The 21,678-nt window shown below is 71.8% G+C and carries 16 protein-coding genes; 12 read left to right on the forward strand and 4 right to left on the reverse strand.

What is annotated here, in order from left to right; translation table 11 throughout:
- The first annotated feature begins 46 nt into the window (after positions 1–46).
- Positions 47–652, forward strand: a complete 606-nt coding sequence (locus WAB15_RS30035) for a YdbC family protein (protein WP_407288119.1) — start codon at positions 47–49, stop codon at positions 650–652.
- A gap of 27 nt (positions 653–679) precedes the next feature.
- On the opposite strand, the gene WAB15_RS30040 is transcribed toward WAB15_RS30035, so the two are convergent.
- Positions 680–1,432, reverse strand: a complete 753-nt coding sequence (locus WAB15_RS30040) for a TetR/AcrR family transcriptional regulator C-terminal ligand-binding domain-containing protein (protein WP_407288120.1) — start codon at positions 1,430–1,432, stop codon at positions 680–682.
- An 86-nt stretch (positions 1,433–1,518) separates the two neighbouring features.
- On the opposite strand from WAB15_RS30040, the gene WAB15_RS30045 reads away from it, so the two are divergent.
- The 5 genes from WAB15_RS30045 (at position 1,519) to WAB15_RS30065 (ending at position 6,489) form a co-directional block, all read left to right on the forward strand.
- Entirely contained in the window at positions 1,519–3,138 is a 1,620-nt protein-coding gene (locus tag WAB15_RS30045) for an ABC-F family ATP-binding cassette domain-containing protein (RefSeq protein ID WP_407288121.1), read from the forward strand.
- A gap of 57 nt (positions 3,139–3,195) precedes the next feature.
- On the forward strand, positions 3,196–3,855 hold the full coding sequence (locus WAB15_RS30050; protein WP_407288122.1) for a histidine phosphatase family protein: 660 nt from the start codon (positions 3,196–3,198) through the stop codon (positions 3,853–3,855).
- An 11-nt stretch (positions 3,856–3,866) separates the two neighbouring features.
- Positions 3,867–4,775 carry an ADP-ribosylglycohydrolase family protein gene (locus WAB15_RS30055; protein ID WP_407288123.1) on the forward strand — a complete coding sequence of 303 codons (909 nt, stop codon included), beginning with the start codon at positions 3,867–3,869 and terminating at the stop codon, positions 4,773–4,775.
- Between the two features lie 298 nt (positions 4,776–5,073).
- The gene (locus WAB15_RS30060; RefSeq protein WP_407288124.1) at positions 5,074–5,775 is read left to right on the forward strand and encodes a ribonuclease HII; all 702 of its coding nucleotides are present in this window, start codon (positions 5,074–5,076) and stop codon (positions 5,773–5,775) included.
- Between the two features lie 66 nt (positions 5,776–5,841).
- Positions 5,842–6,489, forward strand: a complete 648-nt coding sequence (locus WAB15_RS30065) for a hypothetical protein (protein ID WP_407288125.1) — start codon at positions 5,842–5,844, stop codon at positions 6,487–6,489.
- A gap of 168 nt (positions 6,490–6,657) precedes the next feature.
- Here WAB15_RS30065 and WAB15_RS30070 read toward each other — a convergent pair whose 3' ends face one another.
- Positions 6,658–7,365, reverse strand: a complete 708-nt coding sequence (locus WAB15_RS30070; protein ID WP_407288126.1) for a hypothetical protein — start codon at positions 7,363–7,365, stop codon at positions 6,658–6,660.
- Between the two features lie 479 nt (positions 7,366–7,844).
- Between WAB15_RS30070 and WAB15_RS30075 the strand changes: the two genes are divergently transcribed.
- Positions 7,845–10,004, forward strand: coding sequence for a RecQ family ATP-dependent DNA helicase (locus WAB15_RS30075; RefSeq protein ID WP_399150087.1), 2,160 nt, complete (start codon positions 7,845–7,847; stop codon positions 10,002–10,004).
- 85 nt (positions 10,005–10,089) lie between these two features.
- Here WAB15_RS30075 and WAB15_RS30080 read toward each other — a convergent pair whose 3' ends face one another.
- Both WAB15_RS30080 and WAB15_RS30085 read right to left on the reverse strand, forming a co-directional pair.
- Complete coding sequence (locus tag WAB15_RS30080) at positions 10,090–10,938, reverse strand: SDR family oxidoreductase (protein ID WP_407288127.1); 849 nt, start codon at positions 10,936–10,938, stop codon at positions 10,090–10,092.
- Positions 10,939–11,008: 70 nt separating this feature from the next.
- Positions 11,009–12,616, reverse strand: coding sequence for an MDR family MFS transporter (locus WAB15_RS30085; RefSeq protein ID WP_407288128.1), 1,608 nt, complete (start codon positions 12,614–12,616; stop codon positions 11,009–11,011).
- 696 nt (positions 12,617–13,312) lie between these two features.
- On the opposite strand from WAB15_RS30085, the gene WAB15_RS30090 reads away from it, so the two are divergent.
- The 5 genes from WAB15_RS30090 to WAB15_RS30110 all read left to right on the forward strand — a co-directional run bounded on the left by WAB15_RS30090 (position 13,313) and on the right by WAB15_RS30110 (position 21,623).
- A complete protein-coding gene (locus WAB15_RS30090) occupies positions 13,313–14,908 on the forward strand; it encodes a DUF4192 domain-containing protein (protein ID WP_407288129.1) in 1,596 nt (531 codons plus the stop codon).
- 215 nt (positions 14,909–15,123) lie between these two features.
- The gene (locus tag WAB15_RS30095) at positions 15,124–17,127 is read left to right on the forward strand and encodes a glycogen debranching N-terminal domain-containing protein (protein WP_407289320.1); all 2,004 of its coding nucleotides are present in this window, start codon (positions 15,124–15,126) and stop codon (positions 17,125–17,127) included.
- 49 nt (positions 17,128–17,176) lie between these two features.
- Positions 17,177–17,941: an NUDIX domain-containing protein gene (locus WAB15_RS30100; protein ID WP_399150091.1), complete on the forward strand. Its 765-nt coding sequence runs from the start codon at positions 17,177–17,179 to the stop codon at positions 17,939–17,941.
- A gap of 722 nt (positions 17,942–18,663) precedes the next feature.
- A complete protein-coding gene (locus tag WAB15_RS30105) occupies positions 18,664–19,668 on the forward strand; it encodes a FadR/GntR family transcriptional regulator (RefSeq protein WP_407288130.1) in 1,005 nt (334 codons plus the stop codon).
- A 404-nt stretch (positions 19,669–20,072) separates the two neighbouring features.
- The gene (locus WAB15_RS30110; RefSeq protein WP_407288131.1) at positions 20,073–21,623 is read left to right on the forward strand and encodes an RNA polymerase sigma factor; all 1,551 of its coding nucleotides are present in this window, start codon (positions 20,073–20,075) and stop codon (positions 21,621–21,623) included.
- Positions 21,624–21,678: the final 55 nt, after the last annotated feature.

Below are 21,678 nucleotides of genomic sequence, written 5' to 3' on the forward strand. Positions count from 1 at the left end.
TGACGGGCAGTGATCCGGATTCGCTCCCGGGCCGTACGATGGCGCGGTGCTGGTCAAGTGGATTCGCCTCACCGTCGTGGACCGTCGAGGGTTCGAGCGGGGGCAGCGGAAATGGGCGGGGCTGCTGGGTGAGCCGGGGTTCCGAGGGCAGGGCGGGGGCTGGAGCCGGGGGCGGCCCGGCGTCGCGCATCTGGTCGCCTTCTGGGAGAGCCGGGTGTTCTACGACTCCTTCATGGCGCGCTCGCACGACCGCCTTGCGGCCGCGCAGGTCGGCACGTACAAGGACGCACAAGTACGGCTGTTCGAGCACGAGTTTGATGTGAAGGTGGGCTTCCGCCCTGTCTTCGCCGATGTGGACGTGCTGCGGCTGGCGCACTGCCAGGTGCGCGAGGACCGGGTGGATCACTTCATGCTGATGCAGGAGAAGGTCTGGAACCCGGCGATGGCGGGTTCACCGGGAATGCTGCGGGGGATGCTGGGGCGGGCTCCGGGGGAGGAGTTCCTGGTCCTGTCGATGTGGCAGTCGGCCGCCGAGCGGGGCAAGTACCGACCCGAACGGGTCGAGCGGCTGGCCCTGCGGGCTCAGATAGGCGCGGATGTCCGGGCGATCGCCGGGGACGTGGTGCAGCTCGAACCGTCGTGGACGGTGTGACGAGCGCATACGGGGCGCCGGGCGCGCTCAGGAAGTCGCGCCCGGGGTGCCTGCGACCGTGCCCCTGGTGGTGAAGGCTCCCGCGCGGGCGGCGGCCAGCGTTACCGCGACGGCCTGGTCGGCGAGCGTGTCGTCGACCGGCTCCCGGGTGATGAACAGCCGGAAGAAGAGCGGCGCGGAGACGGACCGGACGAGTGCGCCGGCGTCGATGGCGCCCTCCGGGGTGCCGGGGCGGGTGTCCGCGGCCCCCGGCAACTCCCCCCGGTGCACCGCCCGTTCGACGATGATCTCGCATCGCGCGAACCGCTCGGTGTAGTACGCGCGCAGGGCCTCGGCCGCCCGCTCCGACTGGAAGGCGGCGGCGATCATCGCGGAGCCCGACGCCGACACCGCCGGGTCGGCGAAGGAGGAGACGACCTCCTGGGCGAGAGCGCGCAGATCGCCCTCCAGGGAGCCGGTGTCCGGTGGGGTCCAACTGTCCTCGCCCGCCAGGGCCAGGGCGTCCGACACCAGCCCCTCGACGTCCTTCCAGCGGCGGTAGAGCGTCGTCTTGTGCACGCCGGAGTGCTCGGCGACGTACTCGACGGTCAGGCCCGGGTAGCCGTGCTCGGTGAGGCCGGCCAGCACGGCGTCGCGGACGGCGGCGCGGGTGCGGGCGGTGCGGCCCCCGGGGCGCCGGGTGCCGGGGGTGGGGGCGCTGTCGCCGGACGCCTTCTCGGACGCCTCCTCGACCGGTGTCCCGGGCTTCGCCGCGACCGAGTTCGCCTTGTCGCCAGTCAATTGCAACTCCGGTTGCGTTAGTGGGTATGCGTGTGTCATCCTCATCGTAATGCAACATCGGTTGCATTTATTGGGGGGAGGGTCGAGTGCCCACGCAGATCTCACTGCACGACATCACCAAGTCCTACGCCGACCGACTGCTGCTCGACGGCGTCTCACTGTCCATCCGTCCCGGTGAGCGCGCGGGGATCGTGGGGGAGAACGGCGCGGGGAAGTCGACGCTGCTGCGCATCATCGCGGGCGTCGAGCAGCCCGACGAAGGCCATGTGGTGCGCAGCGCCGACGGCGGCATCGGCTACCTCGGTCAGACCCCCGACCTCCCGCCGGACCACACCGTCCAGGACGCGATCGACGCCGCCCTGGCGGACCTCAGGGCCATGGAGCGGCGGCTCAGGACGCTGGAACGCGAGCTCGGCGACGCCACCCCGGACGGGTTGGCGGAGTACGGCGATCTGCTCACCCTCTTCGAACTGCGCGGCGGGTACGAGGCCGACGCCCGTGTCGACAAGGCGATCCACGCCCTGGGGCTGGAGCGCCTGGGGCACGACCGGCTCCTGGGGAGCCTCTCCGGGGGCGAGCAGGCCCGGCTCGGGCTCGCCTGCCTGATCGCCGCGGCACCCGAGGTCATGCTCCTCGACGAGCCGACCAACCACCTCGACGCCGCGGCCCTCGACTGGCTCGAAGGCGCCCTGCTCGCTCACCGTGGCACGGTCCTGGCCGTCTCCCACGACCGGCTCTTCCTCCAGCGGATCGCGACGGAGATCGTCGAGGTCGACGCGGACCGCCGGAGCGTCGTCCGCCATGGCGGGGGCTATGACGCCTTCGTCGCCGCCCGGGTCGCCGCCCGCCGCCACTGGGAGCAGACGTACGCCCAGTGGTGTGAACAGATCACTCGGCTCACCGACTTCGCGGCGGGCACGGCACGCGTCGTCGCCCAGGGCCGGCCCATCAAGGACGGCAACAAGATGGCGTACGACCGGGACAAGGGCCGCGTCCAGGCGTCCGTGTCCAGCAGAGTGCGCAACGCCCAGGAACGGCTGCGCCGGCTCCGGGAGGACCCCGTCCCCAGGCCGCCCGAACCCCTCCGCTTCCGGGCGGCGCCGGGCCTCGGCGAGGCCGAGGGCACCCTCGTCCGCCTCGACGGGGTGCGGGTGGGGGACCGGCTGGCGGTGGACTCCCTCTCCGTCGCCGCCGGTGAACGCCTGCTGATCCACGGCATGAACGGCGCGGGCAAGACGACGCTGCTGCGGGTCCTGGCCGGTGTCACCGAACCCGACAGCGGCACGGTGCTGCGCCGAGGGCGGATCGGCTTCCTCGCCCAGGAAATACCGGTCTCCCGACCGGCCGAGCCCCTCCAGGCGGCGTTTCGCCGGGGCCTGAGCGGGGATGCCGAGGAGCTGACGGCACTGCTGCTCTCGTTCGGGCTGTTCCGCGAACGCGACCTCCAGGTGCCCGTCGGGGCGCTCTCGGCCGGCCAGCGGCGCCGGCTCGCTCTGGCCAGGCTGCTGGCCCGACCGGCCGATCTGCTGCTGCTCGACGAGCCGACCAACCACCTGGCCCTCGGCCTCGTCGAAGAGCTCGAAGCGGCACTGACGGCATGGCCCGGCGCCCTGGTCGTGGTCTCCCACGACCGCCTGCTCCGCCGCCGCTTCGGCGGCCGCCCCTACGAGATACGCGACGGCCGCCCGGCCCTCGTCGCCTGCTGACGGGGCCCGCCGCGGCAGCGTGCGACATGTACAGGGCAGGCGTTTTAGGCTGGCGGCATGGCTCGGCCCCGACGCATCGTGCTCCTCCGCCATGGCGAGTCGGAGGGGAACGTCGACGACACCGTGTACGAGCGGGAACCGGATCATGCCCTCGCCCTCACGGGGGCCGGGCGGCGGCAGGCCGAGCAGGCCGGCGGTCCGCTGCGGGAGATGTTCGGCGAGGAGCGGATCTCCGCCTACGTCTCGCCGTACCGCCGCACCCACCAGACCTTCCGGGCGCTCGCCCTGGACCCCACCAGGATCCGGGTCCGGGAGGAGCCCCGGCTCCGTGAGCAGGACTGGGGCAACTGGCAGGACCGCGACGACGTACGGCTGCAGAAGGCCTACCGCGACGCCTACGGCCACTTCTTCTACCGCTTCGCCCAGGGCGAGTCCGGCGCGGACGTCTACGACCGCGTCGGCGCGTTCCTGGAGAGCCTGTGGCGCAGCTTCGAGGACCCGCACCACCCGCCGAACGTCCTGATCGTCACGCACGGCCTGACCATGCGGCTGTTCTGCATGCGCTGGTTCCACTGGACGGTGGCCGAATTCGAGTCGCTGTCCAACCCGGGCAACGCGGAGTGGCGCACCCTGCTGCTCGGCCCGAACGGCCGCTACACCCTCGACCGGCCCTTCGAGCGCTGGTGTGAACCCGAGCCTTATGGCGTCACCGGTTAGAGTGCACACCGATGACCGCCGATCACCGTGACGCCGACCGCTTCGAGCGGGCTCTGGCGAGCCTGCGCGGACTGTCCGTGGGCGATGCCCTCGGATCCCAGTTCTTCGTCCCCGCCCACTACCCCGCCCTCAAGCGCCGCGAGCTGCCGCCCGCCCCCTGGCAGTGGACCGACGACACCGAGATGGCCTGCTCCGTCCTGGCCGTGCTCACCAGCCATGGCCGGATCGACCAGGACGCCCTGGCCCACTCCTTCGCCGAGCACCACGACTTCGACCGCGGCTACGGCCCGGCCGTCAACCGCATGCTCCGGCTGATCCGCGAAGGCGGCGACTGGCGCGAGCTGGCTTCCGGGCTCTTCAACGGCCAGGGCTCCTGGGGCAACGGCGCCGCCATGCGGATCGCTCCCCTCGGCGCCTGGTACGCCGACGACCCCGAGCAGGCCACGCACCAGGCGGAGATCTCCGCCTACACCACCCACCAGCACCGCGAGGCCGTCGTCGGCGCCATGGCCGTCGCCGCCGCGGCCGCCCTGGTGGCCGACCCGACCCGCGAGACCGGCCCCGAGCAGCTGCTCGACGGCGTACTGGAGCTGATCCCGCGCAGCGCCGTACAGGCCGGGCTGCGTCGCGCCCGCGACATGCTCGACTACGGCGACTCCGGCACCGTCGCCGCCGTCCTGGGGTGCGGCCGGCGCACCAGCGCCCACGACACCGTGCCCTTCGCCCTCTGGGCGGCGGCCCGCCACCTCGGCAACTACGAGCGGGCGTTTTGGACCACCGCGCAGGCCGGCGGCGACGTCGACACCACCTGCGCCATCGTCGGCGGCGTCGTCTCCGCCGGCCGCGTAGGCGCCCCGCCCCAGGCCTGGCTGACCGGCACCGAGCCGCTCCCGGCCTGGACGCCCGCTGCCGCCGGCTGACCGCACCCGCACCACCGCCTTCACCGCCCCACGCGAGATGATCGTCCGCCTCCGCTCCCGTATGCGCCCATGCCTCCAACGGGCGGATGCCCACGGCGACTTCACCCTCGCCCGGCCGCGCGTGCGGCGAGGCGACCGCGGCCTTCGGCGCCCTCCCCGCCCCCTCCGCGCGCCCCTGCGCATACCCGTCGGTAGCGGCACCGGCCGACCCCGCTGGAACGGCCGCCCACCTCGTTTGTCCCCAGGCGCGAAGCCGATGCGGACTGCTGGGCCGAATAGGCGTAATCTTGCTGGCGCCATGCCGTACGAGCCCCCCACCCATACAGTTGAGCGATCATTGCGCGCCACGACGGGCGCCAAGATCGTCGCAGGGATCGACGAGGTCGGACGCGGAGCCTGGGCCGGCCCGGTCAGCGTCTGCGCAGCCATCACCGGTCTGCGTCGACCGCCCGACGGACTCACCGATTCCAAGCTGCTGACCCCCAAGCGCCGCACGGAACTGTGCGGTGTGCTCGGCGAATGGGTCACGTCGTACGCCCTGGGGCACTCCTCGCCGGAGGAGATCGACGACCTCGGTATGACCGCCGCACTGCGCCTGGCGGCCGTACGCGCCCTGGACGCGCTGCCGGTCCAGCCGGACGCGGTCATCCTCGACGGGAAGCACGACTACCTGGGCGCGCCGTGGCGGGTCCGTACGGTCATCAAGGGCGACCAGTCCTGCATCGCGGTCGCCGCCGCGTCCGTGATCGCCAAGGTGCGACGCGATGCGATGATGGCCGAACTCGGCCTGGAATACGCCGACTTCGACTTCGGGGCCAACGCCGGCTACCCCTCGCCGACCCATCGCATCGCCCTGGAGGAGTACGGTCCCACGCCGCATCACCGACTGTCGTGGTCCTACATGGACGCACTGCCCCGGTGGCGGCATATGAAGAAGGTGCGCGTCACCCCCGAAGCAGCCGCTCTGAAAGCCGGTGGCCAACTCGGCTTCGACTTCTGAGCGGTGCGGGCATCAATTCGGTACCCGATGACGTGTCCCGCACTTACGTTTGATAGACATCGTCTTATGCCTCTCATCCCCGAGGAGCCTCAGATTCACGAGAGTGTCCCGGGTCCCCGCGTAACTCCGGCCGCCGGCCGTACCGCGCCGACCCCCCGTCCTGTCCCTGGTCCCGGTCCCCGCCCCGCGCCTCCGCGCGGAGCCCCCGCGGCCAGTGCCCGTCCGGGCAAGCCCGGACCCGCTGCCCCGCCGCGTGGGCCTGTCGCCGCTCCGCCGGCGCAGCGCACCGGCTCCTCCCAGCCCCCGGCCGGCGAGACCGGCACCGCGGGAGCCCAGCTCCAGCTGATCCCGGCACCCGCCGACGGCGCCATCGACGCCGCCGACGAGGCCGTCGACCTGCTGCTGGACTCCGGGCGGGCGCCGGCCGAGATCCTGGTGCTGACCACCGGCGAGACCCATCCGTGGGCCGCACACGAACTGTCCTTCGGCGAGGCGTCCTACTGGGCCCAACACGACGCCGCGGACGACGTGTTCTACGCGGACGCCGACGCCGAACGCGCCACCGGCCGGCCCGTCGTGGTCGTCGCCGTCAACGGCGGCACGGACGAGGTCACCGCACGGGCCCTGCCCGCCGCGATGGCCCGCGCCGGAACGCTGCTGATCGTCTGCGGTGACCCGCAGCGGATCAACGCCGTTCTCGGCGCGAACGCCTGACCCCGTTCGCCGGAAGCAGCCCGTCGGCCCCAGTGCCGCCGGGCTCGCCCGCGTTTCCCGGATGCCGCCCGCCGCGGCGCCGAGCACCACGGCGGGCGGTACGGCTGGGCCACCCCGGGGCCGACCTTCCCCGGTGTCCGAGAGCCACTCGGCGCATCCCCGGTGCGATCAGCGCGCCGCCGTGTGCCGATGGGCTTCCGGGGCGCCGCCGCCGGTGCTGCGCGGGGCCGACCGGCTCGGGGCGGCGGGCGCGGCCATACGGGGAGCGTCCGAGCGCGCCGCCGTCGTCCGGGGCGCGGGTATCCGGCCCGGCCCCACCTGTCGCGCGGACGCGCCCGGCTTGTCCGTGGGGGGCCAGCTGGGGCGGCGCCCGCCGCGGCCCTCTCCCAGCACCTGCCAGCGGTCGGATGTCAGCGTGATGTACGCGCCGCAGCGGAGCCCGTGCAGGGTGCAGGCATCGCGCAGGCCCCACATCCACGCCCCGTCGGTCTCCGTCCAACGGGGCTCGCCCTCACGGCAGTAGAGCAGCACGGCCGTACGGACCGGGGAGCGCAGCCGCAGGTCGTGCGGGATGACCCGGCGCAGATGCGTCAGCAGTGCATTGCGGAACTCCCAGCCGTCGGGAGCGGCCGCGGGCTCGGTGAAGGATGCGCTGGCCGTCACCCGCTCCTGCGGATCGAGCACCGCCACGATGGCCGTCGACGGCCCCGGACGATGACGATCGTGCAGGCCCGTGACGACGTCACGGGGGTTGCGCAGCAGCGGGATACCGGCGGAGGCCCATTCGGCGGGCTCCAGCATCCGGCCCAGTCGGGCGGCTGAGTCGGCGGACGTGGGCGGGGACGTATGCGGGGGCGGGGCGAAGCCGAAAGTCACGTTCCTCCCTTCGTCTACGCGTCAGCGCGTAGGGCGTGACCGGGTGCGCCTGTGCACCCAGGGCACGGCCCTGCCTGAGCACGGACGGCCGGTACGGGGAAGCATCTCCAATTCTTGCGGTCGTACAGGCATGCGGGCAACGAGCAATTCCCGCACGCGCCCCGGAATCCCCCGGTACATCGCAAATGTCTGTGTGCGCTCACGCCGACGTGCGCCGCACTGCCACCACCCCTTTAAGACGTGGACCAGCGCAAACGCCCCCTTCGCCCCCGGTCTGGGCAGTAGCCGGCCGACCCCGGGGTCGGCGTCCGGCCGGTGTCGGGGGAGAGCCGCCCCGGGGTCGGCCGGTCGCGGTCGGCCTATCAAGCGCTGCAATCCGGTCATCCTCGATCGGTGCGTGGCTTGTTGACCGTTCGCGAGCCACCCGTCACGCGGGGTGAGGTGGCTGATTGTCAGTGGCATCGGGTTGCATGGGGGGCATGGACGACATGGAGCTGCGCGCCGAAGCCGACACCATCCTCGCCGAGCTCGTCGGTGACCCGGGGGGTTCGGCGCGGTTGCGGGAGGACCAGTGGCAGGCGGTGGCGGCCCTGGTGCAGGAGCGCCGGCGCGCCCTGGTGGTGCAGCGCACCGGCTGGGGCAAGTCGGCGGTGTACTTCGTCGCCACCGCTCTGCTGCGCCGACGCGGCTCCGGCCCCACGGTGATCGTCTCGCCGCTGCTGGCCCTGATGCGCAACCAGGTCGACTCGGCGGCGCGGGCCGGTATCCGGGCGCGCACCATCAACTCGGCCAACCCGGAGGAGTGGGACTCCATCCACGAGGAGGTCGAGCGCGGCGAGACCGACGTCCTCCTCGTAAGTCCGGAACGTCTTAACTCGGTGGATTTCCGCGAGCAGATGCTGCCCAAGCTCGCGGCCACGACCGGTCTGCTGGTGGTCGACGAGGCGCACTGCATCTCCGACTGGGGCCACGACTTCCGCCCGGACTACCGCCGGCTGCGGGCGATGCTCGCCGACCTCGCCCCCGGCGTGCCGGTGCTGGCCACGACTGCGACCGCCAACGCGCGGGTCACCGCGGACGTGGCCGAGCAGTTGGGCACCGGCGCCGGCGAGGCCCTGGTGCTGCGCGGCCCGCTGGAACGGGAGAGCCTGAGGCTGGGGGTGGTCCGGCTGCCGGACGCCGCGCACCGCCTGGCCTGGCTCGCCGAGCATCTGGACGAGCTGCCGGGCTCCGGGATCATCTACACGCTGACGGTGGCCGCGGCCGAGGAGGCCACCGCCTACCTACGACAGCGCGGCTTCCAGGTGGCCTCCTACACGGGACGCACGGAGAACGCCGACCGGCTGCAGGCCGAGGCCGACCTGCTGGAGAACCGGGTCAAGGCGCTGGTGGCGACATCGGCGCTGGGCATGGGCTTCGACAAGCCGGACCTGGGCTTCGTGCTCCATCTCGGCTCGCCGTCCTCACCGATCGCCTACTACCAACAGGTCGGCCGCGCGGGCCGTGGTGTGGCCCATGCCGATGTGCTGCTGCTGCCGGGCAAGGAGGACGAGGCCATCTGGCGCTACTTCGCCGATACCGCCTTCCCGCCCGAGGCGCAGGTCCGCCAGACCCTGGCGGCGCTCACCGAAGCGGGACGGCCGCTGTCCGTGCCGGCCCTGGAGGCGTCGGTGGAACTTCGGCGCAGCCGGCTGGAGACCATGCTGAAGGTGCTCGATGTCGACGGCGCGGTGAAGCGCGTGAAGGGCGGCTGGACGGCCACGGGAGCCGAGTGGGTCTACGAGGCCGAGCGGTACGCCTGGGTCGCCCGGCAGCGGGCCGCCGAGCAGCAGGCCATGCGCGACTACGTGAGCACGTCCCAGTGCCGGATGGAGTTCCTGCGCCGGCAGCTGGACGACGAGGGGGCGACCCCATGCGGCCGGTGTGACAACTGCGCCGGCGCCTGGGCCGATTCCTCCGTTTCGACGGAGACGCTGACGGCGGCGGCGAAGGAACTGGACCGCCCCGGGGTGGAGGTCGAGCCGCGCCGGATGTGGCCGACGGGGATGCCCGCACTGGGCATCGACCTCAAGGGCCGTATCCCGGCCACGGAGCAGTGCTCCACCGGGCGCGCCCTGGGACGCCTCTCCGACATCGGCTGGGGCAACCGCCTGCGCCCGCTGCTGGCGGAGAACGCGCCCGACGGGCCGGTTCCCGACGATGTCCTGCGGGCCGCGGTCGAGGTCCTCGCCGACTGGGCGCGCTCTCCGGGCGGTTGGGCGTCGAACGCCCCGGACGCCGCCGCCCGGCCGGTGGGCATCGTCGCCGTACCGTCCTTGGCCCGCCCGCAACTGGTGGGTTCGCTGGCCCAGGGAATCGCCGCCATCGGCCGCCTCCCCTTCCTGGGCACTCTGACGTACACCGGCCCGGACGGCGCCCACACGGCACGCCGCAGCAACTCCGCACAACGCCTCAGGGCGCTCTCCGGCACCTTCACCGTCTCCGAGGAACTGGCCACCGCGCTGGCGCACACTCCCGGCCCCACCCTGCTCGTCGACGACTACACCGACTCCGGTTGGACACTCGCGGTCGCCGCCCGCCTACTCCGCCAGGCAGGCAGCGAAGGAGTCCTTCCGCTGGTCCTCGCGGCGGCGGGCTGAATTTCTGCATGCCGTGCCCGGACGGGAGCAGCAGGCATGGAGGGGCCGGGTCGCCGCGGGCCGAGGGCGGCTTCCCAGGGGCGGCTCAGCCGAAGACGTGGAGGTTCTCGTCGACCCAGTCGCGCAGGGTCAGCGGCGCCCTCGCGGTGATCTTCTCGACCGAGTCGGAGATCTTCCAGTCCCAGGCCGCCGACTGCCGCTTGAGTTCCAGCAGGGCTTCGAGGCGGGGGCCGCCCCAGCCCAGGCGGTCGAATTCCGCCTGAGTCTCGGCCCGGGTGCGCTCGATGACCTTGATCTCCTGGCCGAGGGCCTCGCCGACGATCTCGCCCTGGCGCCGCGGGCTGAGAGCTTCGCCGCCGGTGAGGGTGTATGCCCGGCCGTGGTGGCCGGGGGCGGTGAGGACCTGGGCGGCCACGGAGGCGATGTCCCGCGGGTGGATCATGGCGGAGACCGGATCGCCCTCGGTGACGTACATGGTCCGCTCCTTGCCGATGCTGTCGGCGTATCCGTAGAGGTAGACCATGAAGGTGCCGGGGCGAAGGATGGTCCACTCCAGGCCGGACTCCTGGACGAGCTGCTCGCCCTGGCGGTGGCCGGAGGTCAGCGGGTCGGTGGCGCCGTGGCCGACGCCGCTGGTGGACAGTTTGACCAGGTGGTCGACGCCGGCTTCACGGGCGGCGGCGATGAGCGTGCGCTCGTGGACCGGGCCCTGGGGACCGTAGCCCGGCGGGCAGACGAAGACGCGATCGACGCCGGCCAGGGCCGCGGGGAGCGTCTCGGGTTTGTCGAAGTCGCCGGCGACGCTCTCGACGCCTGTGGGGAAGGCAGCCTTTTCGGGCGTGCGGGACATGGCACGCACCGGCACGTCTTGGGCGGCGAGCTGGATGACGAGTTCGCTGCCGACATTGCCGGTGGCGCCGGTTACCAGAATCATGCGGGTGTCTCCTCGGGATGTGAGGCACGGACGGACGCCGTGCGCAAGGGCCACTCGTGGAGTGGGAGAGTCAGGAGGCGCGGCGGACGGCGACAGGGGAGCCGTCCGTGGCGTCGTCGCCGAACGGCTCAGGCTCGGATGTGTCCCGGCCGTGGCCGCCGGCGAGCTTGATGTCCTTGAGGAAGAGCGCGGCCACCAGTCCGACGAGGGCGATGGGGACCACCGCGGAGAAGACGGCACGCAACGAGTCCGCGTAGACGCCGGCGAGTTCGAGGCGGACGTGGTGGGAGAGGCGCCCGATCACCTCGGGTGAGAGCGAGCTTGCCTTGTCGATGTGCACGTCGGATGCGTCGCCGAGGCGGTCGCGGAGTCCGGTGCCCAGGCGCGCGTTCATCAGGGCGGCGAAGAACGAGACACCGAGTCCCGTGCCGAGTTGCCGCATGAGGGTGGCGGTGCCCTGCACGGCGCCGATGTCCCGCCGGCTCGCGGTGTTGCGGGCGGCCAGGCTCAGGGCCTGGGAGTTGAGCCCGCCGGCGATGCCGAAGACCAGGACGTACAGGACGGCCAGGGCGATGCTCGTCGTGGGACCGGCTGTCGACAACAGCACGGCGGCGACGGCGAACACGGCCATGCTGAGCACCGGGAACCACCGGTAGGACCCGGTGTGAGCGACGACCTTGGTGCTGATCCAGGAGGTCAGCACCACGCCGAGCATCATCGCGGTGAGGACGTAGCCGGACCGTTGGACGTCGAGGCCGAGGACGGTCTGGAGCCACAGGACCAGGTAATTGATCAGGCCCAGGCCGACGAGACCGGCGATGAAGTTGAGGATGACGACGATGGTGAAGGTCTGGTCGGCGAAGAGCCGGAGCGGGATGACGGGGTCCACCGCCCGGCGCTGCGACCGGACGAACAGCGCCACCACGAGGACCGAGCCGGTGGCGAGAGCGAGGATGACGGGCGAGGTCCAGGCGTGTTTGACGCCGGCCCAGCCGGTGAGCAGGTTCAGGGCGACGATCGCGGTGACGAGGAGCAGGACGCCGACGTAGTCGATGTGGGCTTTCTTGGACTGGACGGGCAGGCGCAGCATCGAGGAGTCGACGATCAGGACCACGGCGCCGACGGGCAGGTTGACGAGGAACACCCAGCGCCAGCCGGTGAGGTCGGTCAGGACGCCGCCGAGGGTGGGGCCGGCGAGCGAGGCGACGCCGAAGGTGAGGGAGAACCAGCCGTAGTAGCGGGCGCCTTCACGCGGCGAGAACATCTCGCCGATGAGGGCGAGGACGCAGATGAACAGGCCGCCGCTGCCGATGCCCTGGACGACGCGGTAGGCGATCAGCTGACCCATTGTCTGGGCGAGCCCGCAGAGCGCCGATCCGACGAGGAACAGGACGACGGAGGCCATGAAGACGCGCCGGCGACCGAAGAGGTCGCCGAGCTTGCCGAAGACGGGCACGGACGCGCTGCCGCCGATGAGATAGCCGGTGGTGACCCAGGCGAACTGGTCGAGTCCGCCCAGGTCACTCACCACCCGGGGCAGTGCGGTGGCCACGATCTGGGAGTCGAGCAGGGAGAGGAAGACCGCCGCCATGAGGGTCAGGACGACCGCGTGGGTCCGGGCGGACGGAGCCGAAGAGGCAGAGGCGCCGACGGCAGGCTCCGGTGAGCGGGAAGCCATGGAGGATCCTTGTCATCGAGGAGCGATGCCGTGACGGGGGCATCGCCCGGAGTGGGAGTACGCAGAACGAACTCGATGAAGAACGCTGCTGCTATCAGCAGCGGAGATGGGGTGGTCGGATCTCGTCCGACTCCGGCCTTACTCGGCCCTCTCAACCATTGATCAGTCGTCAGCAGATGTACTGATCAAGGTCCTTCGTTGTCCGTCTTGCTGCTCGCCACTCCTCTGTGTCGATTACAGGTGATCACGACCGTAGCGAAGGATCCGAGAACGGTGCAATCGAATTAGCGTGAGCGGCTCACAGGTATGGGCTCGCTGCCGGCGCCGGAGCTTCCGCCCGGCCCCGCGACCGTCCCCCGGATCGAGTGCTCGATCGCGCCGCCGCTACGGCCCGCCAGCCGCGAAGTCCGTGCCATTTCTGCCGAGTTGACCGTACGTCCTCGCTGGAGTTCCAGGGAAAGGTAGGCGCGCCATCCGGGTTGAGCCCGTGTGGCCACCGGGAGCTGCTGGCGTCCGCCGCCTGTCGATAGAGAGGCGGGATCGGCTGCGGCGTGCACATTTTCTCTGCGCATGCCCCATGCAACCCGATGCCACTGACAACGCGCCAACCCCCGCTCGAAGTTGTGGATAACCTCGTCACCCGCGAGTTATCCACAGGGGTCGCGGAGCAGCGGCCGGTCGCGGGATCTTCGAGCCATGAATCCGCACAACGAACCCCGTAAGCACAGCACCGACATCAACTCCGCGGAGACACCCTCGGCCTCGCCGGCCGCGAACTCCCCCGACGCCTCAGGCCGCCCGGCGGACTCCTCACCGCCCTCACCCAGCTCCCGCGCCTTTGACTCGCCGGCCCCTGCCATCCCCGCGCAGTCCACCACCTCGTCCAGTTCCTCCACCCCCTCCTCCCAGCCCGCCGGTCATTCCCATTCCGCCAGCGCCGCCGACGCGGCCCGGACCGGGACCGAGCCCGCCGAAGCGCAGGTCACCCTGCGGGGACCGGCCGAGCTCGCCGACGCCCTGCCGTATCTCATGGGCTTCTTTCCGGATGACTCCATCGTGATGGTGGCGCTGCACGGTGAGCGCGGGCGCTTCGGCGGCCGGGTCCGGCTCGGCATCCCGACGGACGCCACCCAGTGGCCCGACACCGCCGACCAACTCGCAGACTGTCTGATCTCAGCAGGTCAGGAGCGTGCCGCCCGACCGGCAGCGATCATCGTCTACCTCTGCCAGGAGCCCGCGGCGGGCGCGAGCGGCAAGGACGTCAAGGACCGCCTCCGCCCGCTCGCCCAGCGGCTGCGCACCGCCTGCGGCGCACTCGACGTACCCGTCCTCGAAGCGCTCTGCCTCTCCAACGGCCGCTTCTGGTCCTACTGCTGCCCCGACTTCCGGTGCTGCCCCGCAGAGGGCACCCCCATGGTCATGCCGGGCACATCCGTGATGGCCGCGGCCGCCGCGTACGCGGGAATGCAGGTGCGCGGCTCACTCAAGGAGATGGAGGCCCGGCTGACGCCCCGTAAGGGGCCGCGCGCCGCCGACCAGGAGAAGGCGCTGGACAAGGCGGCCGGCGCGCTCGTCCCCCGCATGCTGCGGGCAGACGGTGCGGTGGCCGTCCGCAGGGACACCCTCGACCTGGCCGCCGCCATGATTCACCGCTTTCGCCAGGACACCCCCTCGGGCAGCAACCGGGCCCGGGACGCCTGCGACGACGCGCTGATCACCGACGCCGAGGCCGCCGACCTCATCCTCGGTCTCCAAGACCGGGTCACCCGCGACCGCGCGGCCGAGTGGATGGACGGCCCCGTCGCCGCGCCGGCCCTCCGGCTCTGGCGTGCCCTCACCCGCCGCTGCGCGGGCGGCTACATCGAACACGCGGTGGCACCGCTCACCCTCGCCGGATGGGTCTGCTGGTCCACCGAGGACGGACCGTCGGCGCGGGTCGCCCTCAGCTGCGCCCTGTCCATCGACCCCGATTACCTCTTCGCGCAGCTGCTGCACCGCGCGATCAACGAAGGCCTCGACCCGGAGCCGTTGCGCCGCTGTCTGCGCGAGCAGCACCGAGATGCTGTGGCCGCCCCAGGCGGTGCCGAGCCCGCCGCCGAGTCCGCGTCTCCCGCCGAGCCGGCGTCTGCCGCCGAAGAGGCGTCGCAGCACGCGCGGCGATCGGGCCCGGCCCGCTCCGGCCCCGCCGGACGTCCCCGGGGACCACGCGGCGGCACCGGCCCCGGCACCCGTACGACCGACGGGCGCGGCAGGCGCCGCGCGCGCCGGGACGACGACCGGAGCAGGCGATGATCGCACCGGCGCCATGCGGCCGGCGTGACCTGGGCACCGGCCGGACCGTTCACCTATTTGGAGCAGGCCGTACGGATCCCCGACCCCACCAGGGAGCGCAGAGCGTGCCAGGCATCGTCCCCATCACCCAGCCGGTCCGCCGGCCATCCGGAGAGCGGCGTCCGGCGCCGCCCCGCATCCCGCAACCCCAACCCGTCCACTCCTCACTGGTCTGCGTGGCCCTCCCCGCACTCGCCGTGTCCCCCGGCTCGGGCCAGCTGACCGGCCACGGCCTGGAGGGCTTCTACCGCGACGGCCGGCGGGTCCTGTCCCACTGCGAACTGCGGGCCGCGGGCGGCGAACCACTTGTGGTCCAGGGGAGGCCGATCGGCGCGGACCGCGCCCGGTTCATCGGGACGGTCCGCAGGACCGGCGAGCGCGGGCCGGACCCGGAGATCCGCATGGAGCGGCTGCGGTACGCCGACGGCATCGAGCGCCTCACCTTCCACAGCAGCGCGGCCCGGCCGGTCCGGCTGCCCGTCGAGATCCGGCTCGGTACGGACCTCGCGGAGCTCGGAGCCGTCGCCGTCGGCCTTCCGGGCCCTGAACTGCGGGCCGCGGTCCATGGCTCAGGGCTCCGTTGGTCGGCGCCCGGGGTGCATGCGGTGGTGACCGCGACACCCACACCCGAGGACGCCCTCGCCTCGGCGGGGTTGCTGCGCTGGGAGCTGAGCCTGCCGCCCGGCGGCAGCCGCACCATCGAACTGCACGCCGGACTGGAGCACGCCCGCGGCGGACCGGGTGCCGGCCCTCCCGGCAACGGGCGCGCCGGGGGCGTCCGCATCCCCGGCCCCCGCCGCGGAACCCTCGCGCCGCACCAGCGCGGTGACCGGCCGCCGCCCCCCTGGGCGGCCGCCCGACTGAAATGCGACGACCATCGGGCCGATGCCCTGATGGCAGGCAGCCTCGACGATCTGCACGGACTGACGATGCGCGATTCGATCGCACCCACGGACGTGTACGTCGCAGGCGGGTTCCCCTGGCGTTGCGGCCTCGCACCGGCCGAGGCGCTGTGGGCCGCACGGATGCTGCTGCCGCTCGGCACCCGGCTTGCCGCGGGCACGCTGCGTGCGCTCGCCCGTAGCCAACACGCCGCTCCAGGGGCGGATTTCGGCCGAATTCCCGGCGCCCTCCGGGACGCCGGACCGCATGCCCCGCCGAGCTGCACGGGCATCGAAGCCACCTTGCTGTTTCCCACCGTTCTCGCCGAGGCACGTCGTTGGGGCCTGCCCGAGCGGGAGACCGAGCGGCTGATGCCCGCCGCGGAGCGCTGCCTGCGCTGGCTGCGCATCGCGACCGACCCACCACGAGGCGGCCGCGGCGGCTACGTCCCGGACCCCGCTCCCGGCGGGCCGTATCGCCGCGAGACCCAGGCTCATGCCCACCGCGCCGCCCTGCTGGGCGCCGATCTCCTCGAGGCGTATGGATCGTCCGACGCGGCGGCGCTGCGGGAGTGGGCTGCGGATCTGCGCTCCCGCTTCCGTACGGACTTCTGGCTCGAGGACCGCATGGGCGGCCGCCCGGCGGCTCTGCTCACCTCCGACGGACGGCCCGTCCCACATCTCTCCTCCACCACCGCCCACCTCCTCGACACCGGCCTCCTCGGCGGCGGCACCCTCGCCCCCGGTCTGCTGGACGCGGCACAGACCGACCAAATGGCCAGGCTGCTCGGCGGCCCGGCGATGGACTCCGGATGGGGCCTGCGCGGGTTGGGCGCCAAGGAGAGCGCCTACAACCCGTTCGGCCACCGCAGCGGCGCGGTGCGTGTCCACGAGACCGCGATCGCCGCCGCCGGCCTGGCCGCGGCCGGCCACGAACGGGTAGCCGGCGCCCTGACCAAGGGCGTCCTCGACGCCGCGGACAGCTTCGGACACCGGCTTCCCGAGATGTACGCGGGGGAGCAGCGCACCGCCGACGGTGCGCCCGTCCCGCACCCGGCGGCCTGCCGTCCGGCGGCCGTGGCGGCGGCCGGCGCGGTGCAGATACTGATCACGCTCGCCGGACTGCGCCCCGACGTCCCGGCCGGAACGGTGTCCCTGCGGCCACTGAGCACCGCCCCGCTCGGCGCCATGGAGCTCACCGACCTGAGGGTCGCGGAGCAGCCGTTCGCCCTGCGGATCAGCAGACTCGGCATGGGGATGGTCGAGGAGGCAGCGGAAGGCCTGCAACTGGGCACGTGAGCTGACTCGTGGGCCTGTTTATCGTCAGGCGGACGACTATGATCACGCCATGCCTCCCTACGACCCGTCGGCCTTCCCGCCCTTCGCCGTCACCGTCGACCTGGTCGTGCTCACCGTGCGCCGCCACGCCCTGTGCGCGCTGGCCGTCCGCCGCGGTGAGCCGCCGTTCCAGGGCCGCTGGGCCCTGCCCGGCGGATTCGTCCGGGCCGACGAGGACCTCGAGGACGCGGCAGCCCGGGAGCTCGCAGAGGAGACCGGCCTGCACGCCCAGTCCCCGGCGGACGCGTCGCCCGCCTACGGCGCGCACCTCGAACAGCTCGCCACCTACGGCGATCCCAAGCGCGATCCCCGGATGCGGGTCGTCAGCGTCGCCCACCTGGTCCTCGCCCCCGACCTGCCCGCCCCCACTGCCGGTGGAGATGCCCACAGCGCGCGCTGGGCGCCGGTGGAGACCCTGCTGGAGCCGGACGACACCCACGCCCGCGAGGGCGAGCTGGCCGCGCCGCTCGCGTTCGACCACGCCCGGATCCTGGCCGACGGTGTGGAGCGCGCCAGGTCGAAGATCGAGTACTCCTCGCTCGCCACGGCCTTCTGCCCGCCCGAGTTCACCGTGGGCGAGCTGCGTCGGGTCTACGAGGCGGTCTGGGGTGTGGCGCTGGACCCCCGCAACTTCCACCGCAAGGTGACCGGAACGCCGGGGTTCCTGGTGCCCACGGGTGGTACCACCACACGCCAGGGCGGCCGTCCCGCACAGCTGTTCCGGGCCGGCGGGGCGACCCTGCTCAACCCGCCCATGCTGCGCCCCGAGGTCTGAGCCCGGGGCGCATACCGCGTTATCACCGGGCCGGCGTGCGCCCTGGGGGACACGACACAGCATCAAGAAAGAACAATTACGAGAAAATAGGACATATCGCAGTACCCTGGCCGGGTGAGTCCTTTAGCGTCCCCGATAGTCAACGGCCGGGCGAAGCTTCCGGCCGGCAGCGGCCCACGCCCGGTGCCCCGTGCCGCCCCGCCCGGTCGGCTCGCGCACGGTCGACTCCGGCGCTGGCTCCAGCCTGTGTCCGCGATGTCCTCTTGGTGTGCCGTGGCGCCTTGCCTGCTCACAGGGTGAGTGGCGCTTTCAACTTCCCTTGCCTGCAATGATCGTGGCGGCATCCGGATCCCGGCTGCCCCCATACTCCGGTTCGCCGCAACAGGGTTGGCGCCGTGGAGTACCTCGTCCCTATGTGAGCCGAGCTGGGCATCGGGCACTGGCCACTCGGTCGCCGTCAAGTACCCCTCCGGAATCGACCGAGGCATATCGGTCGTGAGGTCGCTCATAAGCCAACTTGCCGACCACGCAACCATGTTGGCGCTCACCAGCTCTGGCCTGCGGTGATGCGCTCTCGGCGTGATAAGGCTTCGCGTTCTGACCGAGTAAGGCGCCTGTTTTGACGCAGTGTTGTTATGTCCGTTGTTCGCAACTCGCCGCGGAGAGTGCGTTTCCTTCCGATAAAGCGTCAATTCGGAGATGGGGGGCGATCACCCTTTCGTGTGCTTTTCACCAAAGACCTCAAGGGTGTTCAGGGTGTCGCCGACAAAGGATGCGTGAGTACCCTTGCGCACACCATGATGACCGCGGCTCGCCCCGGCGACACCGGCCTTGCAGGCCCGGGCGAGCTTGACCGCTACCCCTACGCCAATGCCGCCGCCAACGCCGCGAGCGCCAACAACACAGCCGGTCCGGAGCGTGCCGAGCGCGTTTCGCAGGTCTGGGACGGCTCCGAAGCAGACATCGGCCGGGTCGGCCGCCGCGCCGCCGGCAGTCGCGGACGCGGCCTGCACGGCCAACTCGTCCAGCAGCTCGGCCAGATGATCGTCTCCGGCGATCTCGGCGCCGACCGCCCGCTCGTCCCCGAGGAGATCGGCCAGCGCTTCGAGGTCTCCCGCACCGTCGTCCGTGAGTCGCTACGCGTCCTCGAGGCCAAGGGCCTCGTCAGCGCCCGCCCCAACGTGGGCACCCGGGTACGCCCGGTCAGCGACTGGAACCTCCTCGACCCCGACATCATCGAGTGGCGGGCCTACGGGCCGCAGCGCGACGACCAGCGCCGTGAGCTGTGTGAGCTGCGCTGGACGATCGAGCCGCTGGCCGCCCGGCTCGCCGCCGGCCACGGCCGGGAGGACATCCAGCAGCGGCTCGCCGACATGGTCGAGATCATGGGTCACTCCGCGGCCCAGGGCGACACCATGACCTTCTCCCGCGCCGACGCCGAGTTCCACTCCCTGCTGCTGCAGCTCGCGGGCAACCGCATGCTCGAGCACCTCTCGGGCATCGTCTCCGCCGCCCTGCACGTCTCCGGCGGCCCCAGCGGCGGCTGCGAGCGACCGGTCGAGACATCCGTGGGCCAGCACATGAGGGTCGTCGACGCCATCGGCTCCGGCGACGCCACGGCGGCCGAATCCGCGATGCGCCAGCTTCTCGCCGCACACGGCGAGGCCGTCGGCCAGGGCTCCGGGACGCCCGTCGACCACGTCGTCCCCGCGCCCCGCGAGCACTGAAGGCCCGTACACGACCGCGTACGGACCGTAGGCGCCGCGCGGCCCCCGTGCCCCGCGTACCCCTCGGGCGGGGCACGCCGCACGCGGCGGAGGCGCCACATGATCGCCGGATCCGGGACGTCGACCGGATCCGGCGGCGGACCTTGGGAGGATTGCATGTCATATGACTGGGAATGGGTCGTTATGGGGTGTGACTCGGGCCACGCAGATTGGGCGTAACGCTCTTCAGGGAAGCGCGATGACTTAAGAGGTGATAGCCGAGGAGGGAATAAGGACGGCGTTCGTGACGCTGTTCAACTCCCCGGTTGCCCCTGCGCCGTCGGTCCATCCCCACCGGCGGTCGTCGGCTCCGATCCACACTGGACGGGGTCGGAAGCCGTTTCCATCGTTCCGAGAGGTTGTTCGTGTCGGCCAGCACATCCCGTACGCTCCCGCCGGAGATCGCCGAGTCCGAGTCTGTGATGGCGCTCATCGAGCGGGGAAAGGCAGATGGGCAGATCGCCGGCGATGACGTGCGTCGGGCCTTCGAGGCTGACCAGATTCCGCCAACCCAGTGGAAGAACGTTCTGCGCAGCCTCAACCAGATCCTCGACGAGGAGGGTGTGACGCTGATGGTCAGTGCCGCAGAGGCGCCCAAGCGCACCCGCAAGAGCGTCGCAGCGAAGAGTCCGGCGAAGCGCACCGCCACCAAGACCGTCGCGGCCAAGGCCGCCACGGTCAGGAAGACCACCGCCGCCGCCCCCGCCTCCGTGGCGGACCCGTCGGCCGGTGAGTCCGAGTCCGCGCCTGCGAAGAAGGCAGCGGCGAAGAAGGCGACCGCCAAGAAGACGGTCGCGAAGAAGACCACGGCCAAGAAGGCCACCGCCAAGAAGACCGGGTCCAAGAAGGACGTCGACGAGCTGCTCGACGACGAGGTGGCCGAGGAGACCCCGGCGCCCGGCAAGGGCGACGCTCCCGAGGCCGCCGAGGGCGGGGAGAACGCCGGCTTCGTCCTGTCCGACGACGACGAGGACGACGCCCCCGCGCAGCAGGTCGCCGCGGCCGGCGCCACCGCCGACCCGGTCAAGGACTACCTCAAGCAGATCGGCAAGGTCCCGCTCCTCAACGCCGAGCAGGAGGTGGAGCTCGCCAAGCGCATCGAGGCGGGCCTGTTCGCCGAGGACAAGCTGGCGAACTCCGACAAGCTCGCGCCGAAGCTCAAGCGCGAGCTGGAGATCATCGCCGAGGACGGTCGCCGCGCGAAGAACCACCTCCTGGAGGCCAACCTCCGACTGGTCGTCTCCCTGGCCAAGCGGTACACGGGCCGCGGCATGCTCTTCCTGGACCTGATCCAGGAGGGCAACCTCGGTCTGATCCGTGCGGTCGAGAAGTTCGACTACACCAAGGGCTACAAGTTCTCGACCTACGCGACGTGGTGGATCCGCCAGGCCATCACCCGCGCCATGGCCGACCAGGCCCGTACGATCCGTATCCCCGTCCACATGGTCGAGGTCATCAACAAGCTGGCCCGTGTCCAGCGTCAGATGCTCCAGGACCTGGGCCGCGAGCCCACCCCGGAGGAGCTGGCCAAGGAACTCGACATGACCCCCGAGAAGGTCATCGAGGTCCAGAAGTACGGCCGCGAGCCGATCTCGCTTCACACCCCGCTGGGCGAGGACGGCGACAGCGAGTTCGGTGACCTCATCGAGGACTCCGAGGCCGTCGTCCCGGCCGACGCGGTCAGCTTCACGCTTCTGCAGGAGCAGCTGCACTCGGTGCTGGACACCCTCTCCGAGCGCGAGGCCGGCGTGGTCTCCATGCGCTTCGGCCTCACGGACGGCCAGCCCAAGACGCTGGACGAGATCGGCAAGGTCTACGGCGTCACGCGTGAGCGGATCCGTCAGATCGAGTCGAAGACGATGTCGAAGCTGCGCCACCCGTCCCGCTCCCAGGTGCTGCGCGACTACCTCGACTAGTCCAACCCGCCCGGACAGCGCCACGAGCCCGGTTCCTCCAGCTAGGAGGGGCCGG

The sequence above is a fragment of the Streptomyces sirii genome, from assembly GCF_045690365.1.
GTDB classification, from domain to species: domain Bacteria; phylum Actinomycetota; class Actinomycetes; order Streptomycetales; family Streptomycetaceae; genus Streptomyces; species Streptomyces sirii.

Coding starts and splice junctions, on each gene's coding strand:
- WAB15_RS30050 (WP_407288122.1), top strand. CDS start 3,196: ATGGCTCGGCCCCGACGCATCGTGCTCCTCCGCCATGGCGAGTCGGAG.
- WAB15_RS30055 (WP_407288123.1), top strand. CDS start 3,867: ATGACCGCCGATCACCGTGACGCCGACCGCTTCGAGCGGGCTCTGGCG.
- WAB15_RS30060 (WP_407288124.1), top strand. CDS start 5,074: ATGCCGTACGAGCCCCCCACCCATACAGTTGAGCGATCATTGCGCGCC.
- WAB15_RS30065 (WP_407288125.1), top strand. CDS start 5,842: ATGCCTCTCATCCCCGAGGAGCCTCAGATTCACGAGAGTGTCCCGGGT.
- WAB15_RS30075 (WP_399150087.1), top strand. CDS start 7,845: ATGGACGACATGGAGCTGCGCGCCGAAGCCGACACCATCCTCGCCGAG.
- WAB15_RS30080 (WP_407288127.1), bottom strand. CDS start 10,938: ATGATTCTGGTAACCGGCGCCACCGGCAATGTCGGCAGCGAACTCGTC.
- WAB15_RS30085 (WP_407288128.1), bottom strand. CDS start 12,616: ATGGCTTCCCGCTCACCGGAGCCTGCCGTCGGCGCCTCTGCCTCTTCG.
- WAB15_RS30090 (WP_407288129.1), top strand. CDS start 13,313: ATGAATCCGCACAACGAACCCCGTAAGCACAGCACCGACATCAACTCC.
- WAB15_RS30100 (WP_399150091.1), top strand. CDS start 17,177: ATGCCTCCCTACGACCCGTCGGCCTTCCCGCCCTTCGCCGTCACCGTC.